The sequence below is a fragment of the [Roseibacterium] beibuensis genome (assembly GCF_039542305.1).
In the GTDB taxonomy this organism is placed as follows: Bacteria; Pseudomonadota; Alphaproteobacteria; order Rhodobacterales; family Rhodobacteraceae; genus Roseibacterium; species Roseibacterium beibuensis.
Genome location: NZ_BAABHW010000001.1, coordinates 953,401 through 974,325, shown reverse-complemented (window position 1 = coordinate 974,325; position 20,925 = coordinate 953,401). Strand labels below are relative to the sequence as shown.

19 protein-coding genes are annotated in these 20,925 nt (G+C 64.8%); 12 read left to right on the top strand and 7 right to left on the bottom strand.

Annotated elements, in window-relative coordinates; translation table 11 throughout:
* Positions 1 to 13: 13 nt before the first annotated feature.
* The 3 genes from coaD to ABD923_RS04870 all read right to left on the bottom strand — a co-directional run bounded on the left by coaD (position 14) and on the right by ABD923_RS04870 (position 2,093).
* Positions 14 to 505, bottom strand: a complete 492-nt coding sequence (gene coaD / locus ABD923_RS04880) for a pantetheine-phosphate adenylyltransferase (protein WP_259546365.1) — start codon at positions 503 to 505, stop codon at positions 14 to 16.
* 157 nt (positions 506 to 662) lie between these two features.
* Positions 663 to 1,097 carry a CBS domain-containing protein gene (locus ABD923_RS04875; protein ID WP_259546366.1) on the bottom strand — a complete coding sequence of 145 codons (435 nt, stop codon included), beginning with the start codon at positions 1,095 to 1,097 and terminating at the stop codon, positions 663 to 665.
* A gap of 102 nt (positions 1,098 to 1,199) precedes the next feature.
* A complete protein-coding gene (locus tag ABD923_RS04870; protein WP_259546367.1) occupies positions 1,200 to 2,093 on the bottom strand; it encodes a LysR family transcriptional regulator in 894 nt (297 codons plus the stop codon).
* A 115-nt stretch (positions 2,094 to 2,208) separates the two neighbouring features.
* Between ABD923_RS04870 and ABD923_RS04865 the strand changes: the two genes are divergently transcribed.
* Together ABD923_RS04865 and ABD923_RS04860 are read left to right on the top strand one after the other, a co-directional pair.
* On the top strand, positions 2,209 to 3,708 hold the full coding sequence (locus tag ABD923_RS04865; RefSeq protein ID WP_259546368.1) for a CoA-acylating methylmalonate-semialdehyde dehydrogenase: 1,500 nt from the start codon (positions 2,209 to 2,211) through the stop codon (positions 3,706 to 3,708).
* Positions 3,709 to 3,832: 124 nt separating this feature from the next.
* Positions 3,833 to 4,252 carry a hypothetical protein gene (locus ABD923_RS04860; protein WP_345229428.1) on the top strand — a complete coding sequence of 140 codons (420 nt, stop codon included), beginning with the start codon at positions 3,833 to 3,835 and terminating at the stop codon, positions 4,250 to 4,252.
* Positions 4,253 to 4,310: 58 nt separating this feature from the next.
* On the opposite strand, the gene ABD923_RS04855 is transcribed toward ABD923_RS04860, so the two are convergent.
* Positions 4,311 to 4,466, bottom strand: coding sequence for a hypothetical protein (locus ABD923_RS04855; RefSeq protein WP_259546370.1), 156 nt, complete (start codon positions 4,464 to 4,466; stop codon positions 4,311 to 4,313).
* A gap of 386 nt (positions 4,467 to 4,852) precedes the next feature.
* Here ABD923_RS04855 and ABD923_RS04850 point away from each other — a divergent pair, with 386 nt between their 5' ends.
* The 7 genes from ABD923_RS04850 (at position 4,853) to ABD923_RS04820 (ending at position 11,513) form a co-directional block, all read left to right on the top strand.
* Positions 4,853 to 5,980, top strand: coding sequence for a carboxylate-amine ligase (locus ABD923_RS04850; RefSeq protein WP_259546371.1), 1,128 nt, complete (start codon positions 4,853 to 4,855; stop codon positions 5,978 to 5,980).
* 90 nt (positions 5,981 to 6,070) lie between these two features.
* The gene (locus ABD923_RS04845; protein ID WP_259546372.1) at positions 6,071 to 7,216 is read left to right on the top strand and encodes an acyl-CoA dehydrogenase family protein; all 1,146 of its coding nucleotides are present in this window, start codon (positions 6,071 to 6,073) and stop codon (positions 7,214 to 7,216) included.
* A 69-nt stretch (positions 7,217 to 7,285) separates the two neighbouring features.
* Entirely contained in the window at positions 7,286 to 8,320 is a 1,035-nt protein-coding gene (locus ABD923_RS04840; RefSeq protein WP_259546373.1) for an enoyl-CoA hydratase/isomerase family protein, read from the top strand.
* Positions 8,321 to 8,357: 37 nt separating this feature from the next.
* A complete protein-coding gene (gene mmsB / locus ABD923_RS04835) occupies positions 8,358 to 9,233 on the top strand; it encodes a 3-hydroxyisobutyrate dehydrogenase (protein WP_259546374.1) in 876 nt (291 codons plus the stop codon).
* Positions 9,234 to 9,593: 360 nt separating this feature from the next.
* Positions 9,594 to 10,031: a DUF2852 domain-containing protein gene (locus ABD923_RS04830; RefSeq protein WP_259546375.1), complete on the top strand. Its 438-nt coding sequence runs from the start codon at positions 9,594 to 9,596 to the stop codon at positions 10,029 to 10,031.
* Positions 10,032 to 10,168: 137 nt separating this feature from the next.
* Positions 10,169 to 10,609: an RDD family protein gene (locus ABD923_RS04825; protein WP_259546376.1), complete on the top strand. Its 441-nt coding sequence runs from the start codon at positions 10,169 to 10,171 to the stop codon at positions 10,607 to 10,609.
* Positions 10,610 to 10,694: 85 nt separating this feature from the next.
* A complete protein-coding gene (locus ABD923_RS04820) occupies positions 10,695 to 11,513 on the top strand; it encodes an arginyltransferase (RefSeq protein WP_259546377.1) in 819 nt (272 codons plus the stop codon).
* Between the two features lie 80 nt (positions 11,514 to 11,593).
* Here ABD923_RS04820 and ABD923_RS04815 read toward each other — a convergent pair whose 3' ends face one another.
* The 3 genes from ABD923_RS04815 to ABD923_RS04805 form a co-directional block, all read right to left on the bottom strand.
* A complete protein-coding gene (locus tag ABD923_RS04815; protein WP_259546378.1) occupies positions 11,594 to 13,945 on the bottom strand; it encodes a TRAP transporter large permease in 2,352 nt (783 codons plus the stop codon).
* 56 nt (positions 13,946 to 14,001) lie between these two features.
* The gene (locus ABD923_RS04810) at positions 14,002 to 14,913 is read right to left on the bottom strand and encodes a TRAP transporter small permease subunit (protein ID WP_259546379.1); all 912 of its coding nucleotides are present in this window, start codon (positions 14,911 to 14,913) and stop codon (positions 14,002 to 14,004) included.
* A 116-nt stretch (positions 14,914 to 15,029) separates the two neighbouring features.
* Positions 15,030 to 16,115, bottom strand: a complete 1,086-nt coding sequence (locus ABD923_RS04805) for a TRAP transporter substrate-binding protein (protein WP_259546380.1) — start codon at positions 16,113 to 16,115, stop codon at positions 15,030 to 15,032.
* Positions 16,116 to 16,696: 581 nt separating this feature from the next.
* On the opposite strand from ABD923_RS04805, the gene ABD923_RS04800 reads away from it, so the two are divergent.
* The 3 genes from ABD923_RS04800 (at position 16,697) to ABD923_RS04790 (ending at position 20,836) form a co-directional block, all read left to right on the top strand.
* Positions 16,697 to 18,448, top strand: a complete 1,752-nt coding sequence (locus ABD923_RS04800) for an acetolactate synthase 3 large subunit (protein WP_259546382.1) — start codon at positions 16,697 to 16,699, stop codon at positions 18,446 to 18,448.
* A gap of 229 nt (positions 18,449 to 18,677) precedes the next feature.
* Positions 18,678 to 19,097: a universal stress protein gene (locus tag ABD923_RS04795; protein WP_259546383.1), complete on the top strand. Its 420-nt coding sequence runs from the start codon at positions 18,678 to 18,680 to the stop codon at positions 19,095 to 19,097.
* Between the two features lie 92 nt (positions 19,098 to 19,189).
* Entirely contained in the window at positions 19,190 to 20,836 is a 1,647-nt protein-coding gene (locus ABD923_RS04790) for a BCCT family transporter (RefSeq protein ID WP_259546384.1), read from the top strand.
* Positions 20,837 to 20,925 lie beyond the last annotated feature (89 nt).

The window sequence follows — 20,925 nt, the reverse complement described above, 5'->3', positions numbered from 1 at the left end:
CGGGCGCGCGGCCTCAGGCGAATTTCTCTTTCAGCGCGGCCTCGACCGCGGGTGGAACGAAGTGGCTCACGTCGCCGCCGAGGCGCGCGATCTCCTTGACCAGCTTCGAGGCGATCGGCTGGCGATCGGCCTCGGCCATCAGGAAGACGGTCACGATATCGGAGTCGAGAAAGCGGTTCATCCCCACCATCTGGAACTCGTATTCGAAATCCGCAACCGCGCGCAGACCCCGAATGATGATATCGGCCCCGACATCGCGGGCGCAATCGATCAACAGGTTCTCGAACGGGTGGGCGACGATCTCGGTCCCGGTCTTGGCCGAAAGCTTGGCGCATTCGGCCTCGACCATGGCGACGCGTTCTTCGAGGTCGAACAGCGGCCCCTTGTCACGATTGATCGCGACGCCGATCACCAGCTTGTCCACCAGTTTGCAGGCGCGCTTGATGATATCGACATGACCCAGCGTGATCGGGTCGAATGTCCCCGGATATAGACCTGTGCGCATCGGCTGGCTTCCCCGTCTCCCTTTTCCGGGGCCGACGCAACATTATTGCGCCGCGGGATGCAACCCGAAAAGGCGCGGCATCGACGACCGAGCGCCGCCGGAGCCGCGCGCATGGCTGGCGTCCCGCCGCAGAATTTTGGCGAAAATTCTGCTGGCCTCAGAAGCCCTTGATCATGCCTTCCAGCGCGTCCTTCTCCATTTCCAGCTTCTGGAGCTGCGCCTTGACCACGTCGCCGATGGAGATCAGGCCGACCATCTCGCCCGCCTCGATCACCGGCATGTGGCGGAACCGCCCCTGGGTCATGCGTACCAGCACGGCGTCCGAGGCATCGGCCAGGCCGCAATGCACGATGTCGCGGGTCATCATGGCATCGACGGTTTCCGCCATGCATTTCGCGCCCTTCTGGCTAAGCTCGCGGACGATGTCGCGTTCCGACACGATGCCCTTGACCTGCTTGCCGTCGGGCGAGACGACGACCGCCCCGATCCGCCGGGTCGCCAGCAGTTTGGCGGCGGCAGCAACCGAGGAGCCGGGCGGCAGCGTCACCACCCCGTCATCGGATTTCGCCTTGAGTATCTGTTGCACGAGCATGCGCGTCTCCTCCCTTGAATGGCGCCGGCGGCCCTCTCCCTAAGGTTGAGCCTCGCGCGGAGTGCGACATTCTGTCAAGAAATAAGGACGGTTGCCCGACAATCAGGCGACGGCCGCCTCCAGGCGGGCCAGTTCCGCGCGCATCCCGTCGCGCAACAGCCGCGCGACCCGGTCGAGCCGCGCGTCACGCGGCCCGGCATGGCTGACCAGCCAGAAGGTGCGGGTCAGCGCCACCTCGCCAGGCAGGACGCGGCGCAGTTCCGGCGCGAAAGGCAGCGCGAAATCATGCACCACGGCCAAGCCCGCCCCGGCGCGGGCAAGGTTCAGCTGCACCGAGATGGAATTCGAGGCCAGCGGCACATGCGCGACCCCGAGCGCCGACAGGTAGTCCAGTTCGGCGTCGAAGATCATGTCGGGGATATAGCCGATCATGCGCGCGCCCTTGAGGTCTGCGGGGCTGGTCGGGGCGCCGTGCCGCGCGATCCAATCGTCCGAGGCGGCGAGCGACAGGCGATACTCCGACAAGGCCTCGGCCCGCAGCCGGTCGGTCTTGGGCCGCGAGACGGCGATGGCGAGATCGGCCTCGCGACGCGACAGGTTCACGACGCGCGGCAGGGCGAGGATCTGGATATCGAGCGCGGGATGCGCCTCGGCGATCCGGGCGCAGACCTGGGGCAGCAGGTAATTGGCGCACCCGTCCGGCGCGCCGATGCGGATGGTGCCGGACAGCCCCTCCCCCGCGCCGCTGGCCTCGCCCGTTCCGGCGCGCAGCGCGGCCTCGGCGGCCTCGGCATGGGTCATCAGCTTCTGCCCGGCCTCGGTCAGCGCGTAGCCCTGTGGCGACTTGGCGAACAGCGTGGCGCCAAGCCCCTCCTCCAGCCGCGCGACGCGGCGACCGACCGTGGCCGGGTCCATTCTCAGGTCACGCCCGGCCCCGGTCAGGCTTTCGGCCCGCGCCGTGGCGAGGAAAACGCGCAGATCATCCCAGTTTCGCACGGCCTATCCTTGCATTCTCGCAAAACGACTTTGGCAACCTTTCTGTTTTGCCCGCGTCTTTGCAAGACTAGACTGCGCCCCGAGAGACGCGAGCCACATTCCCAGGGAGGATGAGATGCAAGAGATCGGACATTGGATCAACGGCCAGCACGTTGCCGGCACGTCGGGCCGCACGGCGGATGTGATGAACCCCGCCACCGGCGAGGTGCAGGGCAAGGTGGCGCTGGCCACGACCGCGGAACTGGACGCCGCCGTCGCCGCCGCCGCCGAGGCGCAGAAGGGCTGGGCCGCGACCAACCCGCAGCGCCGCGCGCGGGTGATGATGAAATTCGGCGCACTGATCAACGAACACATGGACGAGCTGGGCGAGCTGGTCAGCCGCGAGCACGGCAAGACCCTGCCCGACGGGCGCGGCGACGTGCAGCGCGGGCTTGAGGTGGTCGAGGTCTGCATGGGCGGCCCCGCCCTTCTGAAAGGCGAATTCACCGACGATGGCGGCCCCGGCATCGACCTTTACTCGATGCGCCAGCCCCTTGGTGTCGTGGCGGGCATCACGCCCTTCAACTTCCCCGCGATGATCCCGCTGTGGAAGATGGCCCCGGCGCTGACCTGCGGCAACGCGATGATCCTGAAACCGTCCGAGCGGTGCCCCTCGACCTCGCTGCGGCTGGCCGAACTGCTGAAAGAGGCCGGTCTGCCCGATGGCGTGTTGCAGGTCGTCAACGGCGACAAGGAAAGCGTCGACGCGATCCTCGACAACGAGACCGTGCAGGCCGTTGGCTTCGTCGGCTCGACCCCGATTGCGCAGTACATCTACGGTCGCGCCGCCAATAACGGCAAGCGGGCGCAGTGCTTCGGCGGCGCCAAGAACCACATGATCATCATGCCCGACGCCGACATGGACAAGGCCGCCGACGCGCTGGTGGGCGCAGGCTTTGGCGCGGCGGGCGAACGCTGCATGGCGATCTCGGTCGCGGTGCCGGTGGGCAAGGAAACCGCCGACACGCTGCGCGAGAAGCTGATCCCGCGCATCGAGAAGCTGAAGGTCGGCCCCTACACCGCCGGCGACGACGTGGATTACGGCCCCGTCATCACCGCGCAGGCCAAGGATCGCATCCTCGGGCTGATCGACAGCGGCGTGGACCAGGGCGCAGAACTGGTCGTGGACGGGCGCGGGTTCGAATTGCAGGGCTACGAGAACGGCTATTTCGTCGGCCCCAGCTTCTTCGACAATGTCACCCCCGACATGGAGATCTACAAGGAAGAGATCTTCGGCCCGGTCCTGAGCCAGGTGCGCGCCGACAGCTATGAAGAGGCGCTGAAGCTGACCATGGACAACCCCTATGGCAACGGCACGGCGATCTTCACCGCCGATGGCGACACGGCGCGCGATTTCGCCCACCGGGTCAACGTGGGCATGGTCGGCATCAACTTCCCGATCCCGGTGCCGCTCAGCTACCACACCTTCGGCGGCTGGAAGAAATCGGCCTTCGGCGACCTGAACCAGTACGGTCCCGATGCCTTCCGCTTCTATACCAAGACCAAGACCGTCACGGCGCGCTGGTTCTCGGGCATCAAGGACGGGGCCGCGTTCAACTTCAAGGCCATGGACTGAGGCCTGACCGCTCACCCGCGGACGACGCCCCCGTGCCACAGGTGCGGGGGCGTTTTTCATTTCGTCTTCCGGCATCTCTCTCGAACGGCTAGACAAATCGACGGATCAACGGGGAATGCCGTCAATGCCGGTCGATTACAGGGTGCTGCCCGAATACAACCTGGTTTACGTGCGCTATTCAGGTCGCGCGGCGCTGGACGAAAGCTTTGCCGTTTTCGGCAAGTTCGCGCGCGATCCTTTGGCCACGCCGGGTCAGAAGCATTTCGTGGACCTTTCGAAAGTGACCGAAATCGAGGAAGACTTCCCCAAGCTCATTGCCCTGCAGGCCCGGAAGGTCGGGGAATTCATGCGTGGCCTCGCGCCCTCCATGCTGCTCTATTTCGCGCCCGGCCCTGTGCCTTACGCGATGGCGCGCATGGTCCTGCGCAGTTGGGAGGGGCTCGATGGTCCGACCGTTCTGGTGCAGCAGGACGAGATGATGGCCTTTTCCCTGCTCGGCCTTCCGGAAATGACCCTGAGCGACCTCGCTGGTCGCATGGCATGAAAAAAGCCGCCCCGAACAAGGGGGCGGCCAGGGGGAGAGGGAAACGAGGGAGAGGCAATCAGCGCGTGCTGCCCAGACCGCCTTCGCTGGCAAACCCGTCGATTTGCGCGGTCAGGCCGTTGCCGCGCGGGTCGTCCAAACCGGCAGCTTCGGCCGCGAACCCGGTAAAGAGACCGGCGATAACGGCGATGGCGAGGACGGAGCGGATGAACATGGCCCTGGTCCTTTGGCAGAAAGAGCGGTCGTCTTGACCTCAAGCTAAGCGAAGCGCGGCACGGGCGGGATGGCGGAAATCCCGACCCGCCGCCGCGCCGGCCTCGCCATGGGCAGACAAAAATCGGCGCGCCCCGAGGATTTCTCGCGAAAAACCGGGGCGGCTTGGGACAGGGAAGAGAGATCGCGGCACGGGCCGGGCGCGTCGGGGAAACGGGGAGGAAAGAAACGGCCCGACCCATGCGGCGATGGAAAAAAGATACGCCCCGCCGCCCTGCGCCGCCATTGCGGGAAACCCTACCCCCGCGTCGCCTTTTCCCTTGGCAAGCCCGCGCGCAGCCTGTTTCCTGATCCCTGCGCCGTGCTTGGGAGACGAGAGGGGCCGCGATGACCGAGGACGCCTACACGCTGGGCATCGAGGAGGAATACCTTCTCGTGGACAAGGAGACGGGCAACCTCGCCGAGGCGCCCGAGGCCCTGATGGAGGCCTGCTCCAGCAAGCTGGAGGGCCAGGTCAGCCCGGAATTCCTGCAATGCCAGATCGAGATCGGCACGACCGTCTGCGCCGATATCGACGCGGCGCGCTCGGACCTGAAACACCTGCGCAGCACCGTGGCCGCCTGCGCGGGAGAGTTCGGCCTCGCGCCCATTGCCGTGTCCTGCCATCCCTTCGCCGACTGGAAGGTGCAGCACCACACCGACAAGGACCGCTACAACCAGTTGGCGCAGGATCTGGGCGGGGTCGTGCGGCGCATGCTGATCTGCGGCATGCATGTGCATGTGGGCGTCCCCGATGACGAAATGCGCCTCGACCTGATGCGGCAGCTGACCTATTTCCTGCCGCATCTGCTGGCGCTGTCGGCCTCCTCGCCCTACTGGCAGGGGGTGGATACGGGGCTCGCCTCCTACCGGCTGACGGTGTTCGACAACCTGCCCCGGACGGGCCTGCCGCCCGTCTTCCACTCCTGGGCCGAGTATGAACGCGCCACGGGCACGCTGATCGAGCTGGGCCTGATCGAGGACACGACCAAGATCTGGTGGGATCTGCGCCCGTCCCACCGCTTCCCGACGCTGGAGACGCGCATCTGCGATGTCGGACCGCGGCTGGAACACACGCTGGCGCTGGCTGCCCTGACCCAATGCCTGACGCGGATGCTGGTGCGACTGCGGCACCAGAATCTGCGCTGGCGGGTCTATGACCGGTTCCTGGTGAACGAGAACCGCTGGCGTGCACAACGCTACGGAGTGACCGAAGGGTTGATCGATTTCGGCCGTGGCAAGATCACGCCCGTCGGCGAGCTGATCGACGAGGTGATCGAGATCCTGACCGAGGATGCCGAGGCCTTGGGCTGCCTGCCCGACCTGTTACGCCTGCGCGAGATCATCGAAGGCGGCACCTCGTCCGAACGGCAGCGTGGCGTCTATGCCGGGGCGCGCACCGCCGGAAAGGACCATGACGCGGCCATGCGCGACGTGGTCGCCCACCTGATCGAGGAATTTCACGCCGATCTGTAGGGCACCAAGCAGCGCTTGCAAAACTCCTGCAACAGTCGGTAATTAAACGAGCGTTCAATTATACGCATGGACGGTAAGGGAGGGTCTGCCATGGATTTCGCACTCAGCGAGGAACAAGAAGCCATTTTCGACATGGCCACGGCCTTTGGCGAGGCCGAGATCGCGCCCCATGCGCAGGCCTGGGAACGCGAGGGGACGATCCCGAAAGACCTGTGGCCCAAGCTGGCCGAGCTTGGCTTCGGCGGCCTCTACGTCTCGGAAGAGAATGGCGGTTCGGGCCTCAGCCGGCTGGACGCCACGCTGGTGTTCGAGGCGCTCAGCCAGTCCTGCGCCTCGGTCGCGGCATTTTTGTCGATCCACAACATGTGCGCCAAGATGCTGGACAATTACGCCAGCGCGGAGTTGCGCGACCGCTACCTGCCCCGCGCGCTGACGATGGAGACGTTCTTCTCCTACTGCCTGACCGAACCGGGCTCGGGCTCGGACGCGGCGGCGCTGAAGACGCGCGCCGAGCGCACGAACGAGGGCTACGTGATGAACGGCACCAAGGCCTTCATCTCGGGCGGCGGCTATTCGGATGCCTATATCGTCATGGCCCGCACCGGCGAGGACGGGCCGCGCGGCATCTCGTCGATCATCGTCGATGACGGGGCCGAGGGGCTGTCCTTCGGCGGGCTGGAGGACAAGATGGGCTGGCGCAGCCAACCCACGCGGCAGGTGCAGTTCGACGATTGCAAGGTGCCCGCCGGGAACCTGCTGGGCGAGGAAGGCAAGGGCTTTCGCTATGCCATGGCGGGGCTGGATGGCGGGCGGCTGAACATCGCGGCCTGTTCGCTGGGGGCCGCGCAGGCGGCGCTGGACGCGACGCTGACCTATATGGGCGAGCGCAAGGCCTTCGGCAAACCCATCGACCAGTTCCAGGCCTTGCAGTTCCGGCTGGCCGAGATGGAGATCGAGTTGCAGGCCGCGCGCACCTTCCTGCGGCAGGCGGCGTGGAAGCTGGACGAAAACCACCCCGACGCCACCAAGTTCTGCGCCATGGCCAAGAAACACGTCACCGAGGTGGGCAGCCGCGTCGCCGATCAATGCCTGCAACTGCATGGCGGCTACGGCTATCTTGCCGATTACGGGATCGAGAAGATCGTCCGCGATTTGCGGGTGCACCAGATCCTGGAAGGCACCAACGAGATCATGCGCCTGATCGTGGCGCGCCAGATGCTGGCCGAGCGCGGCTGAGTTTCGGGCGCGCCTCGGCGGACCGTCGCTGGGCATCTGTGAAGAGTGAGGAAAGGGGTGATCGTGACGATGAGTGACGACATCGACATCCGGATCGTGGGCCGCGCGGGGCGCATCACCCTCAATCGGCCCGACGCGCTGAACGCGCTGAGCTGGGACATGTGCCTGCGGATCGAGGCCGCGCTGGATGAATGGACCGGCGATGACGCTGTCGCGCTGCTGGTGATCGACGCCGCGGGCGACAAGGCGTTCTGCGCAGGCGGCGATATCGCGGAGCTGTATGCCACCGGCACGGCGGGCGATTTCGCCTATGGACGTCGCTTCTGGGCCGACGAGTACCGGATGAACGCCAAGCTGTTCAATTTCCCCAAGCCCGTGATCAGCCTGATGCAGGGCTTCACGATGGGCGGCGGGGTCGGCGTCGGCTGTCACGGGTCGCACCGGGTGGTCTGCGAGAGCAGCCAGATCGCCATGCCCGAGGCCGGGATCGGCCTGATCCCCGATGTGGGGGGCTCGCTTTTGCTGGCCCGCGCGCCGGGGCGGCTGGGCGAATACCTCGGCGTGACCTGCGACCGGATGGGACCGGGCGACGCGATCCATGCCGAGTTTGCCGACTACTACATCCCGCGCGACCGCTGGCCCGACCTGATCGCGGAGCTGTGCGAGATCGGCGATTGGGAGGCGGTGGACCGCGCCGCCGAGACCGCCCCGGACAGCCCGCTGAAAGAGGCACAGGCCCAGATCGACCGGCTGTTTTCGGGCGAGACCCTGCGCGATATCCTCGTGGATCTGAACCACCATGACGGGGCCGTGCGCGACAAGGCGATGAAGGCCATCGGGCGCAATTCGCCGCTGGCCATGGCCTGCGCGGTCGAGATCATCCACCGCGTGCGGCTGCGCGACTCGATCGAGGCCGCGCTGGAGCAGGAATACCGCTACACCTACCGCGCGATGGAGGACGGCGATTTCCTCGAAGGCATCCGCGCCGCGATCATCGACAAGGACCGCACCCCGACATGGAAGCACGATGCACCGGAGGCACCCGGCCCGGCCGAGGTCTCGCGCATGCTGCTGCCGCTCGGGGGCGAGGGGTTGAAACTCTGACACGACCGGCGAATACGCCGAAATGGGAGGGAGAGGCATGAAGATCGGATTCATCGGACTGGGCAACATGGGCGCCCCCATGGCGGCGAACCTCGTCGCGGCGGGGCATGAGGTGACGGGGTTCGACCTTGCGGCCCCTGCCCCCGGCGGCGTGAGCATGGCCGCCAGCGCCGCCGAGGCGGCGAAAGGGGCCGAGGTGGTCATCACCATGCTGCCCAACGGAACCATCCTGCGCGCCGTCGCCGAGGAGGTTCTGCCCGCGATGGAGCCGGGCGCGATCCTGCTCGATTGCTCAACGGTTGACGTGGCCTCGGCCCGCGACGCGGCGGCGATGGCCGCCGAAAAGGGGCTTGGGTTCCTCGACGCGCCGGTCTCGGGCGGGGTTGGCGGGGCTGCCGCGGGCACGCTGACCTTCATGGTGGGGGGCGAGGATGCGGCCTTTGCCACCGCCAAGCCGCTTTTCGACGTGATGGGGCAGAAAGCCGTCCATTGCGGGCCGGCGGGTAACGGACAAGCCGCCAAGATCTGCAACAACATGATCCTGGGCGTGACAATGATCGCCACCTGCGAGGCCTTTGCACTGGCCGACAAGCTGGGCCTCGACCGGCAGGCGATGTTCGACGTGGTCTCGACCTCCTCGGGGCAAAGCTGGTCGATGAACACCTACTGCCCTGCCCCCGGCGTCGGCCCCACCAGCCCGGCGGACAACGACTACAATCCCGGCTTTGCCGCCGACCTGATGCTGAAGGACCTGCGCCTGAGCCAGTCGGCTGCCGAGGCCGCCGATGCCGACACGCCCATGGGGGCGCTGGCCTCGGCGCTCTACGCGCAATTCGTCGAGTCGGAGGATGGCGCGGGCCGCGACTTCTCCGCGATGCTGCCACGCTTCGAGAAACGGGGGCGAAGCACCTGAAAAGCCACAAATAAAGGTTTTTCTTGACCTGTTGCGAAAATGTGGCACACTCACCTTTGACATCCCAAGACTTGTCCGCAAGTTGAGCCCGGTGTCGACAACAGGAATATTGGTGCACCTCACGTCTTAGGCACCGGGCTGCGGACACCCTCGTAAGACACGACCACTTTGAACCCTGCTTCGGCAGGGTTTTCTTTTGGCCGGACGACCGCCGGGATTTCAAAAAACTCTACATAATTTCAACGCGATACGCGATATGTGAAAAAGATTAACTTTCTCCCCTTGCGAGGAAAGCCTGCATCCCCCACATTTGTAAATGTGATTAACATTAACATTTGCCATCGAAACGGGAGACTTCACATGACCGCACCTGCACCCAACGCCCCCGCCCCGGCCGCCAGCCCCATGGCGCAAGAGGCGAAGGGCTGGTTTTCCCGCGCCGAAGAGTGGCTGGACGCCCGCGGAAAGGGCGCCTGGATCGCCGCCATGGTGCTTGGGTTCATCCTCTTCTGGCCCATCGGACTCGCCCTTCTTGCCTACATGATCTGGAGCAAACGCATGTTCAACGCATCCTGCAAATCCCGCCGCCACGCCATGACGCGCCACGCGTTCAAAAGCTCGGGCAACAGCGCCTTCGACGCCTACAAGGCCGACACGCTGCGCCGCCTCGAGGAAGAGCAGGAGGCCTTCGAATCCTTCCTGCAGCGCCTGCGCGACGCCAAGGACAAGGCCGAGTTCGACGAGTTCATGGACGAGCGCGCCAAGACGGCCAAGACCGACGACAGCGTCGAGGCCTGATCAGCCATCCCCCCGGTCGGGCCCTTCCCCTGCCCGGCCCCGCCGCGCCCCCTCTGTCCCGGATGTTCCCGAGGGGGCGCGGCATATTCGGTTTCCCCCTCTTTTCGAATCTGCCTGGACCCGCCATGTCCCATGCCATGACCTACAACTCCGCCCTGCCCGACCCCGACTATGACCATGCCTATTACGACGGCGTCCCGGCGAAACGCCTGTTCGCCTGGGTCATCGACGTGCTGATCGTGACGCTGATCACCCTGGTTCTGGGCGTCATCACCCTCACGGCGCTGCTCTGGATCTGGCCAGTCGTCTATGTGACCGTCGCGTTTCTTTATCGCTGGGGATCGGTGGCGACATGGTCCGCCACCCTCGGCATGCGATTGATGAACCTGCAACTGCGCGGACGGACGGGCCATGTGCTCAGCACGGGGGAGGCCGCGGCCCATACGGGCCTCTACCTGTTCCTCTCGGCCTCGATGATCCTGCAACTTGTCTCGGTCGGCGCGATCGCGCTGTCGCAACGTCACCAAGGGCTGCACGACCTGATCCTCGGGACTGCGGCGCTCAACCGGCCGCAGTAAGGCGCAAATCCATTTCCTAGAAAAACTGTTGCCCCGCGCCACGCCCCTGTTGCAGTTTGGCGCGGGGATCATTTTCTAGGACGGTATGCGCCACACTCTGCCCATAGCGCCGCAATTCTATGTGACGGCTCCGCAAAGCTGCCCGTATCTCGACGGGCGGCGCGAGCGGAAGCTGTTTACCGCGTTGCAGGGCGACCAGGCCGAGACGCTGAACAATGCGCTGTCCAAGCAGGGCTTTCGCCGGTCGCAGAATGTCCTTTACCGCCCGTCCTGCACTGACTGCGCAGCTTGCCTGTCGGCCCGGATCAAGGTGTCGGAGTTCGAGCCATCGCGCGGCCAGCGCCGGGTGACCCGGCGCAACGTCACGATCGAGCGCACCGCGCGCTCGGCCTGGGCGACCGAGGAGCAATACGCGCTCTTCCGGCGCTACCTGGATGCGCGCCATGCCGATGGCGGCATGGCGGATATGGACGTGTTCGAATTCGCCGCCATGATCGAGGAAACGCCGGTCAAGACGCGGGTCGTGGAATACCGCGACAGTACGGACGATGCCCTGATCGCCGTGTGCCTCACCGATATCCTCGATGACGGGTTGAGCCTGGTCTATTCCTTCTTCGATCCCGACCGGATGAAGGACTCGCTCGGCACTTACGTGATCCTCGACCACGTGGCGCTTGCCCGCGAGGTCGGACTGCCCTTTGTTTATCTCGGCTACTGGGTGCCCGGGTCGGCCAAGATGGGCTACAAGGCCCTGTTCTCGGGGCTGGAGGTCTATGTCGACGGCGGCTGGCAACCGCTTGGCGACCCGGAAGACTATTCCAACCAGACGCATCCCCTGTCGATCGACCCGATCGCGCAGCAGGTGGCGCAGATCAACCTGCCCGACCTGCGCGGCGAGGACTGACACGCCAACCCCGACGGATCCGCGACACGAAAAAGGGGGCCGCGCGGCCCCCTTCTTGATTTCACTCGGCGCAATGCCGGTTACGGCAGCAGGTCCGGGATGATCGTCACGATTCCCGGGAACAACCACAGCAGGACCAGACCCAGAACCTGGATGCCCACGAAGGGGATCACGCCGCGGTAGATATGCCCGGTGGTCACCGATTTCGGCGCCACGCCCCGCAGGTAGAACAGTGCGAAGCCGAACGGCGGCGTCAGGAACGACGTCTGCAGGTTCACCGCGATCATGATCGTCACCCATTTCGGATCGAGCGTGCCCCCGTAGATGACGGGGCCGACGATCGGGATCACGATGTAGATGATCTCGAGGAAGTCGAGCACGAAGCCGAGGATGAACAGGATCAGCATCACCAGCAGGAACACCGCCCATTCATTGTCGAAGGCGCGCAGGAACTGCTGGATGTAATGCTCCCCCCCGAAGGAGATCAGCACGAGGTTCAGAAGCTGCGAGCCGATCAGGATGGTGAAGACCATCGACGTCACCTTCGCCGTCTCGCGCACCACCGGGCCCAGGATGTTCATCCGGAACAGGACCCAGCAGGCGTAGAGCAGGCCGAAGAAGGCGAAGTGATAGGCACCCTGCGCGATGATGTAAGCCAACCAATCCTCGAACGGGACAGTCTCGCGCGTGATGCGCAGGTCGAAATTGACCCCGATCAGGATCATGATGACCAGCGCGAAGGAGGCCCAGATGATCAGCTTGGACCACCCGTCCTCTTCCTTCAGCTTGCGGTAGGCCGCCAGCATGATGGCGCCAGCCGCCCCAAGCGCCGCAGCCGGCGTCGGGTTGGTGATGCCGCCCAGGATGGAGCCAAGCACCGCCACGATCAGCACCAGCGGCGGGAAGACCACGCGCAGAAGCTCGTTCTGCCCCAGCCGCCCCATCGCGATACGGCAGCCGTAGAGCGTCAGGATCGTCGGGATGGCGAGGATCAGGAAGGTCGCCCCCGCCCCGGTCAGTGGCCCGATGAAGGCGATATCGGCCATGAGCGCAAGCACCACCCCGGCACCGCCCACCAGCAGCGGCGTCGGGCTGGACGAGGGCGAGACGCCGCGGGCGATGATCAGCACAAGCGCCAGCAGGATGAAGATCGTGGCCACGCCCGACCCGATCGGCGGCGCGTTTTCCAGCGCCGCGGCGCGGGCCTCGACCAGTTCTTCCTCGGTCAGTTCGACCGGGCCATCGCTCGTCCCGGCGGCGGCGCTGGCCTCGCGTGCGGCGACGGCCTCGTCCCACGCCTCTTGGCCGTGCAGCTCGATCATCGCCATCTGGCACTGTTCCGAGACATTCGTGCGCAGCGTGTTGTTGCGATCCTGCTCGGCATAATCCGAGACGATCACGCTCTGGCTGCCGACGATCCCGGCCGAGGCCGCGAGGACGACGGCAAGGATCAGCCCCACCGGCGCGTAGAGATACCAGGTCAACGCTTCGTTGCGCGTCACCGGCTCACCGGAGCTGGCGGCGAACTGGACCGGCGGCGCGCTGGCCGGGCGGAACAGGGCGAAGCCGAAGGCATAGGCGCCGTAGAGGAAGGCAAGGAACAGGCCCGGCAAAAGCGCGGCCTGGAACAGCGTGCCGACCGACAGAACCGCAGGCTCCCCAAGGTAGGTCAGCGCGTCGGAACAGCCCGCAAGCTGGGCGCGGATTTCCTGACCGGTGGCGTAAAGGTCACCGACCAGCGTGCCCAGGAGAACGATCACGATCGAGGGCGGGATGATCTGCCCCAGCGTCCCCGAGGCCGCGATCACACCCGTGGCAAGCTCGGGCGAGTAGTTGTTGCGCAGCATGGTCGGCAGGGCCAGCAGGCCCATGGTCACCACGGTTGCGCCGACGATCCCGGTCGAGGCGGCAAGGAACGCGCCCACCAGCACGATGGACACGGCCAGGCCGCCCGGAAGCGGGCCGAAAACGCGCGCCATGGTGGTCAGCAGGTCCTCGGCGATCTTCGAGCGTTCCAGCGTGATGCCCATCATCACGAACATCAGAACCGCCAGCAGCGTCTCGATGGACTGGCCCGCGATCACGCGCTCGTTCATGCGGTTCACGATGAACGAGATGTTGCGGTCCATCGCCTGTTCCCAGCCGCCGGGGAACAGGTGTTCCTCGATCCTTGGCAAGTCCGGGTATCGGAAGACGGATATGGCATCTCGGGCCACCCCCTCGGCCACGAGGGCCGAATACTCCGCCGATCCGGTGTCGATGGCCTGGTGGATCAGCAGCCCTGCGGAGTCGAGGGCTGCGATGATGCCGAAGGAAATGACGCCGGCGCCGCCGATGGCGAATGCCACCGGGAAGCCCGTCATGATCCCCGCGAAGAGAGTCAGGAAGACGATGATCAGACCGATCTCGACCCCATCCAAACCGAAAAGCATCTCTCTGATGTCCCCTTAGCTGCGCGGGCTTGGCGCCCGCGTCTTATGATGTCGGATCAGGTCGAACCCGAGTGAATGGCGTGTTCAAGGTCCTCGGCCTCGTCCCCCATGACGTCACGGTCGAGGTATTTGCCCTCGCTCTCCTCACCCTCGAGCCATTCGAGGTAGGAGCGCCAGAAGAAGGACATGGCATGCAGGAAGACCAGCACGCAGTAGGCCACGAGCAGGATCTTGAACAGGAAGTAGGCGTTGAACCCGTTCGGGCTGAAGCCGATGGTTTCGACATTCCAGCGCAGGACGCGCGCCTGCATCAGCATCCGGTCCAGTTCGGCCGAGGCCGACGGGTTCGGCACGACAAGGTGCCGCCACATGAAGAACCAGGCGTACAGGTAAGTCAGAACGATGGCGGGCATCATGAAGATGATGCTGCCGACCATGTCGATCATGCGCTTGGTGCGGAACTTGACCGCCGAATAGACGAGGTCGACCCGAACATGGCCACCCTGAACGAAGGTGTAGCTCACGCAGAGCGTCACGACCAACGCGTTGTAAAGCTTCAGTTCTTCGCCCCACCAGCTGAGATCCTGCACGAAAGCGGTGCCAAGCGGCCCGAGCTGGATCTCGGCCACCCGGAAGATCCGTTGCAGGAACACGATCATGACCTGCTGCAAGACCATCAGAAGGCCGGACCAGGACACGATGCGCCCGATGCCGTTGGCGAACCATTCCAGCCCGCGCACACAGGCCCAGAGGATCTCGCGCTTCCAGGCCATGCCAAGCGCGGTGATCACGAGGAAGGTTGTGAAAACGACGAAGAAGAACTCGACCGAGCCACCGTAATAGATGAACCGCACCAGCGATTCCGGGTTGCTCCAGTCTAGCCATGCAGCGGGATTGGTGATGGCGAGAAACAGGTGATACGGCGCCAGAGCGATATTCTGTAGCACCCACAGGATGAAGTCGATCATGCGGTGGTCCCCCGGACGCGCCCTGCCCCGGGCAGCGTCGACACTCGGATTGGTCGCAAGCAACTATCCCGCCCGGCGCCAGTGCGGCCCGGGCGGGACGAAGCGTCAGGTTCGGATCAGGCCGCGTTCACGCGGTTACGCTGGCGCATGTACTCGCCATCGCCGATTTCGAACCAGTTGGCCGATTCTTCGAGGGACGCGAAGTAGCTGTTGGCGATTTCCGCGTAGATCGGATCGCCCATGTTCTCTTCACGAACCTCGGCCGAGGCGCGACCGAAGGCATCCCAGACGTCGTCGGGGAATTCGCGCACCTGCACGCCGGCGGCCTGCAGACGGGCCAGAGCGGCACCGTTTTCGGCCAGCGACAGCGCGGTGTTCTGCGCGTGGGTGGCCGTGGTGGCAATCTCGACGATCTTCTGCTGCTGCGGCGTCAGCGATTCCCAGACCTCGAGGTTGAACACGAGGGCAAGGGCCGAGCCCGGCTCGTGGAAGCCCGAGGTGTAGTAGTTGGTGGTGACTTCCTGGAAGCCCATGCGCTCGTCCGCGTAGGGGCCGATCCATTCCGCGCCGTCGATCTGACCCGAGGACAGGGCCTGGTAGATTTCGCCGCCGGGGATGTTCTGCACCGATGCGCCGAGACGACCGAGCACCTGGCCACCCTGGCCCGGCATGCGGAAGCGCAGGCCCTGCAGGTCGTCCGCCGAGTTGATCTCGGTGTTGAACCAGCCGCCGGGCTGCATTGCGGTCATGCCGCACATGAACGGTTTGAGGTTGAACAGCGACGACAGGTTGTCGTGCAGGTCCTGACCGCCGCGGCGGTAATACCAGTTGGCCATCTCCTGCGACGTCATGCCGAAGGGCACGGAGGTGAAGAAGGCGAAAGCAGGGTGCTGGTTCAGGAAGTAATATTCGGCCGAGTGATACAGGTCGGCCTGGCCCGACGACACGGCGTCGAACACTTCGAACGCGCCGACGAGGCTGCCGGCCGGGTTCTTGTTGATGGTCAGCTGGCCGTCCGTCATCTCGGCGATGTAATCCACGGCCATCTGGGCCGCGTCGTCGAAGATGGCGAACCCGTCCGGCACGGACGTCACGAGCGTCAGCTCGCGGCGGCCTTGTGCGTAGACCGGTGCTGCCAGCGTTGCGGATGCTGCCGCCGCGCCGCCGAGTGCCGACGTGCGCAGGAATGAACGACGATCCATTCAGGTATCCTCCCCATTAGGATGTCCCGTGGCCCCCCTCGGACCTCGGGTTATTACTTCGAATGCCGGCACGTTAGCGAAGGCATTGGGCGCAGAAAACACATTTCCGCATCCGAACCCCACATTTTTGTAAAATTTCCTTACCAAAATCGCCCGCTTTGCAGGCAGTCAACCTTTGGTTGCACCCCGGATACGGCATGCCCGCGCGAGTCTGCCGTTGGGTGCACCCGCGCCGCGCCGCGAGAGTCGCAAAATCACCTCAGCGCGCGGACCGCGGACCGAAAGTTTCGCGAGAGAGCGCCCATGCGACATATTGTTCAGAAAAATGGCCGGATCGGGCGTTTTCTCGGTTGACGGCCACAGGACGCCTTCCTAGTGTCCCGCGCAGTTTCGGACAGGAGCCTGAAGATGCTTCACCTTATTCTTGTAGTGGTAGATCGGATGCGCATGGGTCGGTGACGACAGCCATATCGGAACCCCATGCGCCCTCGGACACCCGCCGGGGGCTTTTTTATGCCGGAACGCAAGGCCAAGGGGCCAATGGAAGAGAGCGGTAAGTTAGCAATGGAAGGACATCCGCGATGACACGCCAGATGACAGGCGCGAAGATGGTGATCGAAGCCCTCAAGGAGCAGGGTGTCGATACGGTATTCGGCTACCCGGGCGGCGCGGTGCTCCCCATCTATGACGAGATCTTCCAGCAAAACGAGATCCGCCACATCCTCGTGCGTCACGAACAGGGCGCGGTGCATGCCGCCGAGGGTTATGCCCGCTCGACCGGCAAGCCCGGCGTCGTTCTGGTGACCTCCGGCCCCGGCGCGACGAACGCGGTCACGGGCCTTGTCGATGCGCTGATGGATTCGATCCCGCTGGTCGTGCTGACCGGTCAGGTGCCGACCTTCATGATCGGCTCGGACGCCTTTCAGGAGGCCGACACCGTCGGCATCACCCGCCCCTGCACCAAGATGAACTGGCTGGTGAAGGACACCGACAAGCTGTCGGGCACGATCCACGAGGCCTTCCACATCGCCACCGAAGGCCGCCCCGGCCCGGTTCTGGTCGACCTGCCCAAGGACGTGCAATTCGCCACGGGCACCTACACCTCGAAGCCGCAGGTCAAAAGCCACTACCAGCCGCGCGTGAAGGGCGACACCGCCATGATCGAAGCGCTGGTCGAGGCGATGGAACAGGCCGAGCGCCCGATCTTCTACACCGGCGGCGGCGTCATCAACTCCGGCCCCAAGGCCAGCCAGTTGTTGCGCGAACTGGTCGAGGCGACGGGGTTCCCGATCACCTCGACGCTGATGGGTCTGGGCAGCTACCCGGCCTCGGGTGACAAGTGGCTGGGGATGCTTGGCATGCACGGTCTCTACGAGGCCAACCTCGCGATGCATGACTGCGACCTGATGATCAATATCGGCGCGCGCTTCGACGACCGCATCACCGGCCGCATCGCCGATTTCAGCCCCGGCTCGCGCAAGGCGCATATCGATATCGACCCGTCCTCGATCAACAAGGTGATCCACGCCGATTTCCCGATCATCGGCGACGTGGCGCATGTGCTGGAAGACATGCTGCGCATCTGGAAGGCGCGCGGGCGCAAGACCCAGTCCGAGGCGCTGGCCAAGTGGTGGGAGCAGATCGACCAGTGGCGCGCGGTGAAATGCCTGCGCTACACCAACTCGGAGACGGTCATCAAACCGCAATACGCGCTGGAACGCCTTGAGGCGCTGACCAAGGGGCGCGACCGCTACATCGCGACCGAGGTGGGCCAGCACCAGATGTGGGCCGCGCAGTTCCTGGGCTTCGAGGACCCGAACCGCTGGATGACCTCGGGCGGGCTTGGCACCATGGGCTATGGCGTGCCGGCCTCGATCGGGGTGCAGATCGCCCACCCCGAGGCGCTGGTCATCAATGTCGCCGGCGAAGGCTCGTGGCTGATGAACATGCAGGAAATGGGCACCGCGGTGCAGTATCGCGCGCCGGTCAAGCAGTTCATCCTCAACAACGAGCGCCTGGGCATGGTGCGCCAGTGGCAGGAACTGCTGCATGGCGAACGCTACTCGCACAGCTGGTCCGAGGCGCTGCCCGATTTCGTGAAACTGGCCGAGGCGTTTGGCTGCAAGGGCATTCTCTGTAGCGATCCGGCCGATCTGGACGACGCGATCATGGAAATGCTCGACTATGACGGGCCGGTGATCTTCGACTGCGTGGTCGAAAAACACGAGAACTGTTTCCCGATGATCCCCTCGGGCAAGGCCCATAACGAGATGCTCCTGGGCGAGGCCGAGACGCAGGGCGTCATCCAGGAAGGCGGCGCCGTTCTCGTCTAAAAGCGTAAAAAAAGCATGTTTGGAAGGCGGGTCCGGTTCGGCCCGCCTTTTTCTTTGCCGCCCGACCCTTAGCGTCCTTGCCGTCTGGATGCGCCGGTTCATGGCCTGAAAGCGACATTAAAAATGTCGTTTTTCACCCTTTCAAGTCGCCCCTCGACATGTTGTGCTGGAACCTTTCCCGGCCCCATGGGTTGGCGAACGGCAAGAAAAACGAAAACGGGAGGGACACGTGTTCAAACACATCATGGTTCCGGTCGATCTCGGCCATGTCGAAAAGCTCGATCGTGCACTCAGTGTCGCTGCGGACCTCGCGCGCCACTACGCCGCGCGCGTGACCTATGTAGGCGTCACGTCACCGCAACCGGGCTCGGTCGCGCACACGCCCGAGGAGTTCGCCGAAAAGCTGGCGCGGTTCACGGCCGCGCAGGCCGAGGTGCGCCGCATCGAGGATGTCGCCTCGGACCCGGTCACGGTGCATGACCCGTCGGTCGATCTCGACAAGACGCTGGCGAAAACGGGCGAAGACCTTGGCGCCGATCTTATCGTCATGGGCTCGCACATCCCGCGTCGCTTCGACATGCGCAGCCATGGCGGGCATCTCGCGGCGCTGAGCCATCACTCGGTGATGATCGTGCGCGACGACGCGTGAGCAACGGCGACGCCAAAACCAAGACCCCACGAAAGACCGCCCCCCACAAGCCGGACCCCGGCGCCGGGCGGCCCACATCAAAGGGAACGCGTATGACAGAAGAAAACACGGACATGCAGGGGATCCCCGCGCCCGAGGGCGACGCGGACCTGATCTCCACCGACTACAATATCGGACAGGACAATATCGAAGGCACCGTCGGCCCCTTCGGTTTCGACATTCACAACCCGGTCTTCCTGATCTCCGGCCTCTCGGTCGTGGCCTTCGTGTTTTACACGCTGGCGCTGCCGGAACAGTCCGGGGATCTGTTTTCCTGGCTCTTTTCCCAAGTGACGCAGGGCTTCGACTGGTTCTTCCTCGGCGCGGCCAACATCTTCGTCATCTTCTGCCTCGTGCTGATCTTCACGCCGCTGGGATCGGTCCGGCTGGGCGGTGTCGATGCCCGGCCCGACTATACCTATGCGGGCTGGTTCGCGATGCTGTTCGCCGCCGGCATGGGCATCGGCCTGATGTTCTACGGCGTGTCGGAACCGATGAGCCATTTCTCCTCCTCGATGGGCGGCACGGCCGCCGAGGGGGGCGTGCGCACCGACTGGGCGCCGCTTGGCGCGGCAGCCGGCGACGAACAGGCCGCCATTCGCCTTGGCATGGCCGCGACCATCTTCCACTGGGCGCTGCACCCCTGGGCGATCTACGCCGTCGTGGCGCTGGCGCTGGCGCTGTTCAGCTACAACAAGGGCCTGCCGCTGACGATCCGCTCGGCCTTTTACCCGATCCTGGGTGAGCGCGTCTGGGGCTGGTGGGGCCATGTCATCGACACGCTGGCGGTATTTGCCACGCTCTTCGGCCTTGCCACTTCGCTCGGCTTTGGCGCGACGCAGGCCAATGCCGGTCTCAACCACCTGTTCGGGGTCCCGATCAGCAACACCACCGAGGTGATCCTGATCTCGGCGATCACCGCCGTGGCGCTGATCTCGGTGCTGCGCGGCCTGGATGGCGGGGTGAAGGTCCTCTCCGAGATCAACATGGGGCTGGCCTTCGTGCTCCTGCTCTTCGTGCTGCTGGCCGGACCGACCATCGCGATCCTGACCGGCTTTGCCGATTACCTCTGGGCCTATGTCGTCAACCTGCCCGCACTGTCGAACCCGGTCGGGCGCGAAGACACCAACTTCATGCAGGGCTGGACGTCCTTCTACTGGGCGTGGTGGATCTCCTGGTCGCCCTTCGTCGGCATGTTCATCGCCCGTGTCAGCCGGGGCCGCAGCGTGCGCGAGTTCATCATCTGCGTCCTGCTGATCCCCTCGCTGGTCTGCGTGCTGTGGATGTCCGTTTTCGGCGGCGTCGCGATCCAGCAGGTCGTGCAGGATGGCTATACCGCCGCCCAGGAGGCCGATCTGCCGCTGCAACTCTTCTACATGCTGGAAGCACTGCCGCTGGCCTCGATCACCTCCTTCGTCGGGATCATTCTCGTGATCGTGTTCTTCGTCACCTCGTCGGATTCCGGCTCGCTGGTCATCGACACGATCACGGCGGGCGGCAAGATCGACGCGCCGGTGCCGCAGCGCGTGTTCTGGTGCACCTTCGAGGGCGCGGTCGCCATCGTGCTGCTGCTCTCGGCGGGGGGGCTTGCCTCGCTGCAATCCATGGTGATCTCGACCGGCCTGCCCTTCACGGTCGTCCTGCTGCTGATGTGCTGGGCGATCTTCCGCGGGCTTCAGTCGGAACGCGCCAATACCTGATCCGCACCTCGGATCACGGACCAATCACCGCCCCCGCCGGGATCGCGCTTGATCCCGGCGGGGGCATGTGTATTCAGGGCGGACCGCAA

Excerpts from the sequence above, each read along its gene's own strand:
- ABD923_RS04830 (WP_259546375.1), top strand. The coding sequence starts at position 9,594 with ATGACCGCACCTGCACCCAACGCCCCCGCCCCGGCCGCCAGCCCCATG.
- coaD (WP_259546365.1), bottom strand. The coding sequence starts at position 505 with ATGCGCACAGGTCTATATCCGGGGACATTCGACCCGATCACGCTGGGT.
- ABD923_RS04860 (WP_345229428.1), top strand. The coding sequence starts at position 3,833 with ATGCCGGTCGATTACAGGGTGCTGCCCGAATACAACCTGGTTTACGTG.
- ABD923_RS04820 (WP_259546377.1), top strand. The coding sequence starts at position 10,695 with ATGCGCCACACTCTGCCCATAGCGCCGCAATTCTATGTGACGGCTCCG.
- ABD923_RS04800 (WP_259546382.1), top strand. The coding sequence starts at position 16,697 with ATGACACGCCAGATGACAGGCGCGAAGATGGTGATCGAAGCCCTCAAG.
- ABD923_RS04825 (WP_259546376.1), top strand. The coding sequence starts at position 10,169 with ATGACCTACAACTCCGCCCTGCCCGACCCCGACTATGACCATGCCTAT.
- ABD923_RS04865 (WP_259546368.1), top strand. The coding sequence starts at position 2,209 with ATGCAAGAGATCGGACATTGGATCAACGGCCAGCACGTTGCCGGCACG.
- ABD923_RS04850 (WP_259546371.1), top strand. The coding sequence starts at position 4,853 with ATGACCGAGGACGCCTACACGCTGGGCATCGAGGAGGAATACCTTCTC.
- mmsB (WP_259546374.1), top strand. The coding sequence starts at position 8,358 with ATGAAGATCGGATTCATCGGACTGGGCAACATGGGCGCCCCCATGGCG.
- ABD923_RS04815 (WP_259546378.1), bottom strand. The coding sequence starts at position 13,945 with ATGCTTTTCGGTTTGGATGGGGTCGAGATCGGTCTGATCATCGTCTTC.
- ABD923_RS04840 (WP_259546373.1), top strand. The coding sequence starts at position 7,286 with ATGAGTGACGACATCGACATCCGGATCGTGGGCCGCGCGGGGCGCATC.
- ABD923_RS04790 (WP_259546384.1), top strand. The coding sequence starts at position 19,190 with ATGACAGAAGAAAACACGGACATGCAGGGGATCCCCGCGCCCGAGGGC.
- ABD923_RS04810 (WP_259546379.1), bottom strand. The coding sequence starts at position 14,913 with ATGATCGACTTCATCCTGTGGGTGCTACAGAATATCGCTCTGGCGCCG.
- ABD923_RS04855 (WP_259546370.1), bottom strand. The coding sequence starts at position 4,466 with ATGTTCATCCGCTCCGTCCTCGCCATCGCCGTTATCGCCGGTCTCTTT.
- ABD923_RS04875 (WP_259546366.1), bottom strand. The coding sequence starts at position 1,097 with ATGCTCGTGCAACAGATACTCAAGGCGAAATCCGATGACGGGGTGGTG.
- ABD923_RS04805 (WP_259546380.1), bottom strand. The coding sequence starts at position 16,115 with ATGGATCGTCGTTCATTCCTGCGCACGTCGGCACTCGGCGGCGCGGCG.
- ABD923_RS04845 (WP_259546372.1), top strand. The coding sequence starts at position 6,071 with ATGGATTTCGCACTCAGCGAGGAACAAGAAGCCATTTTCGACATGGCC.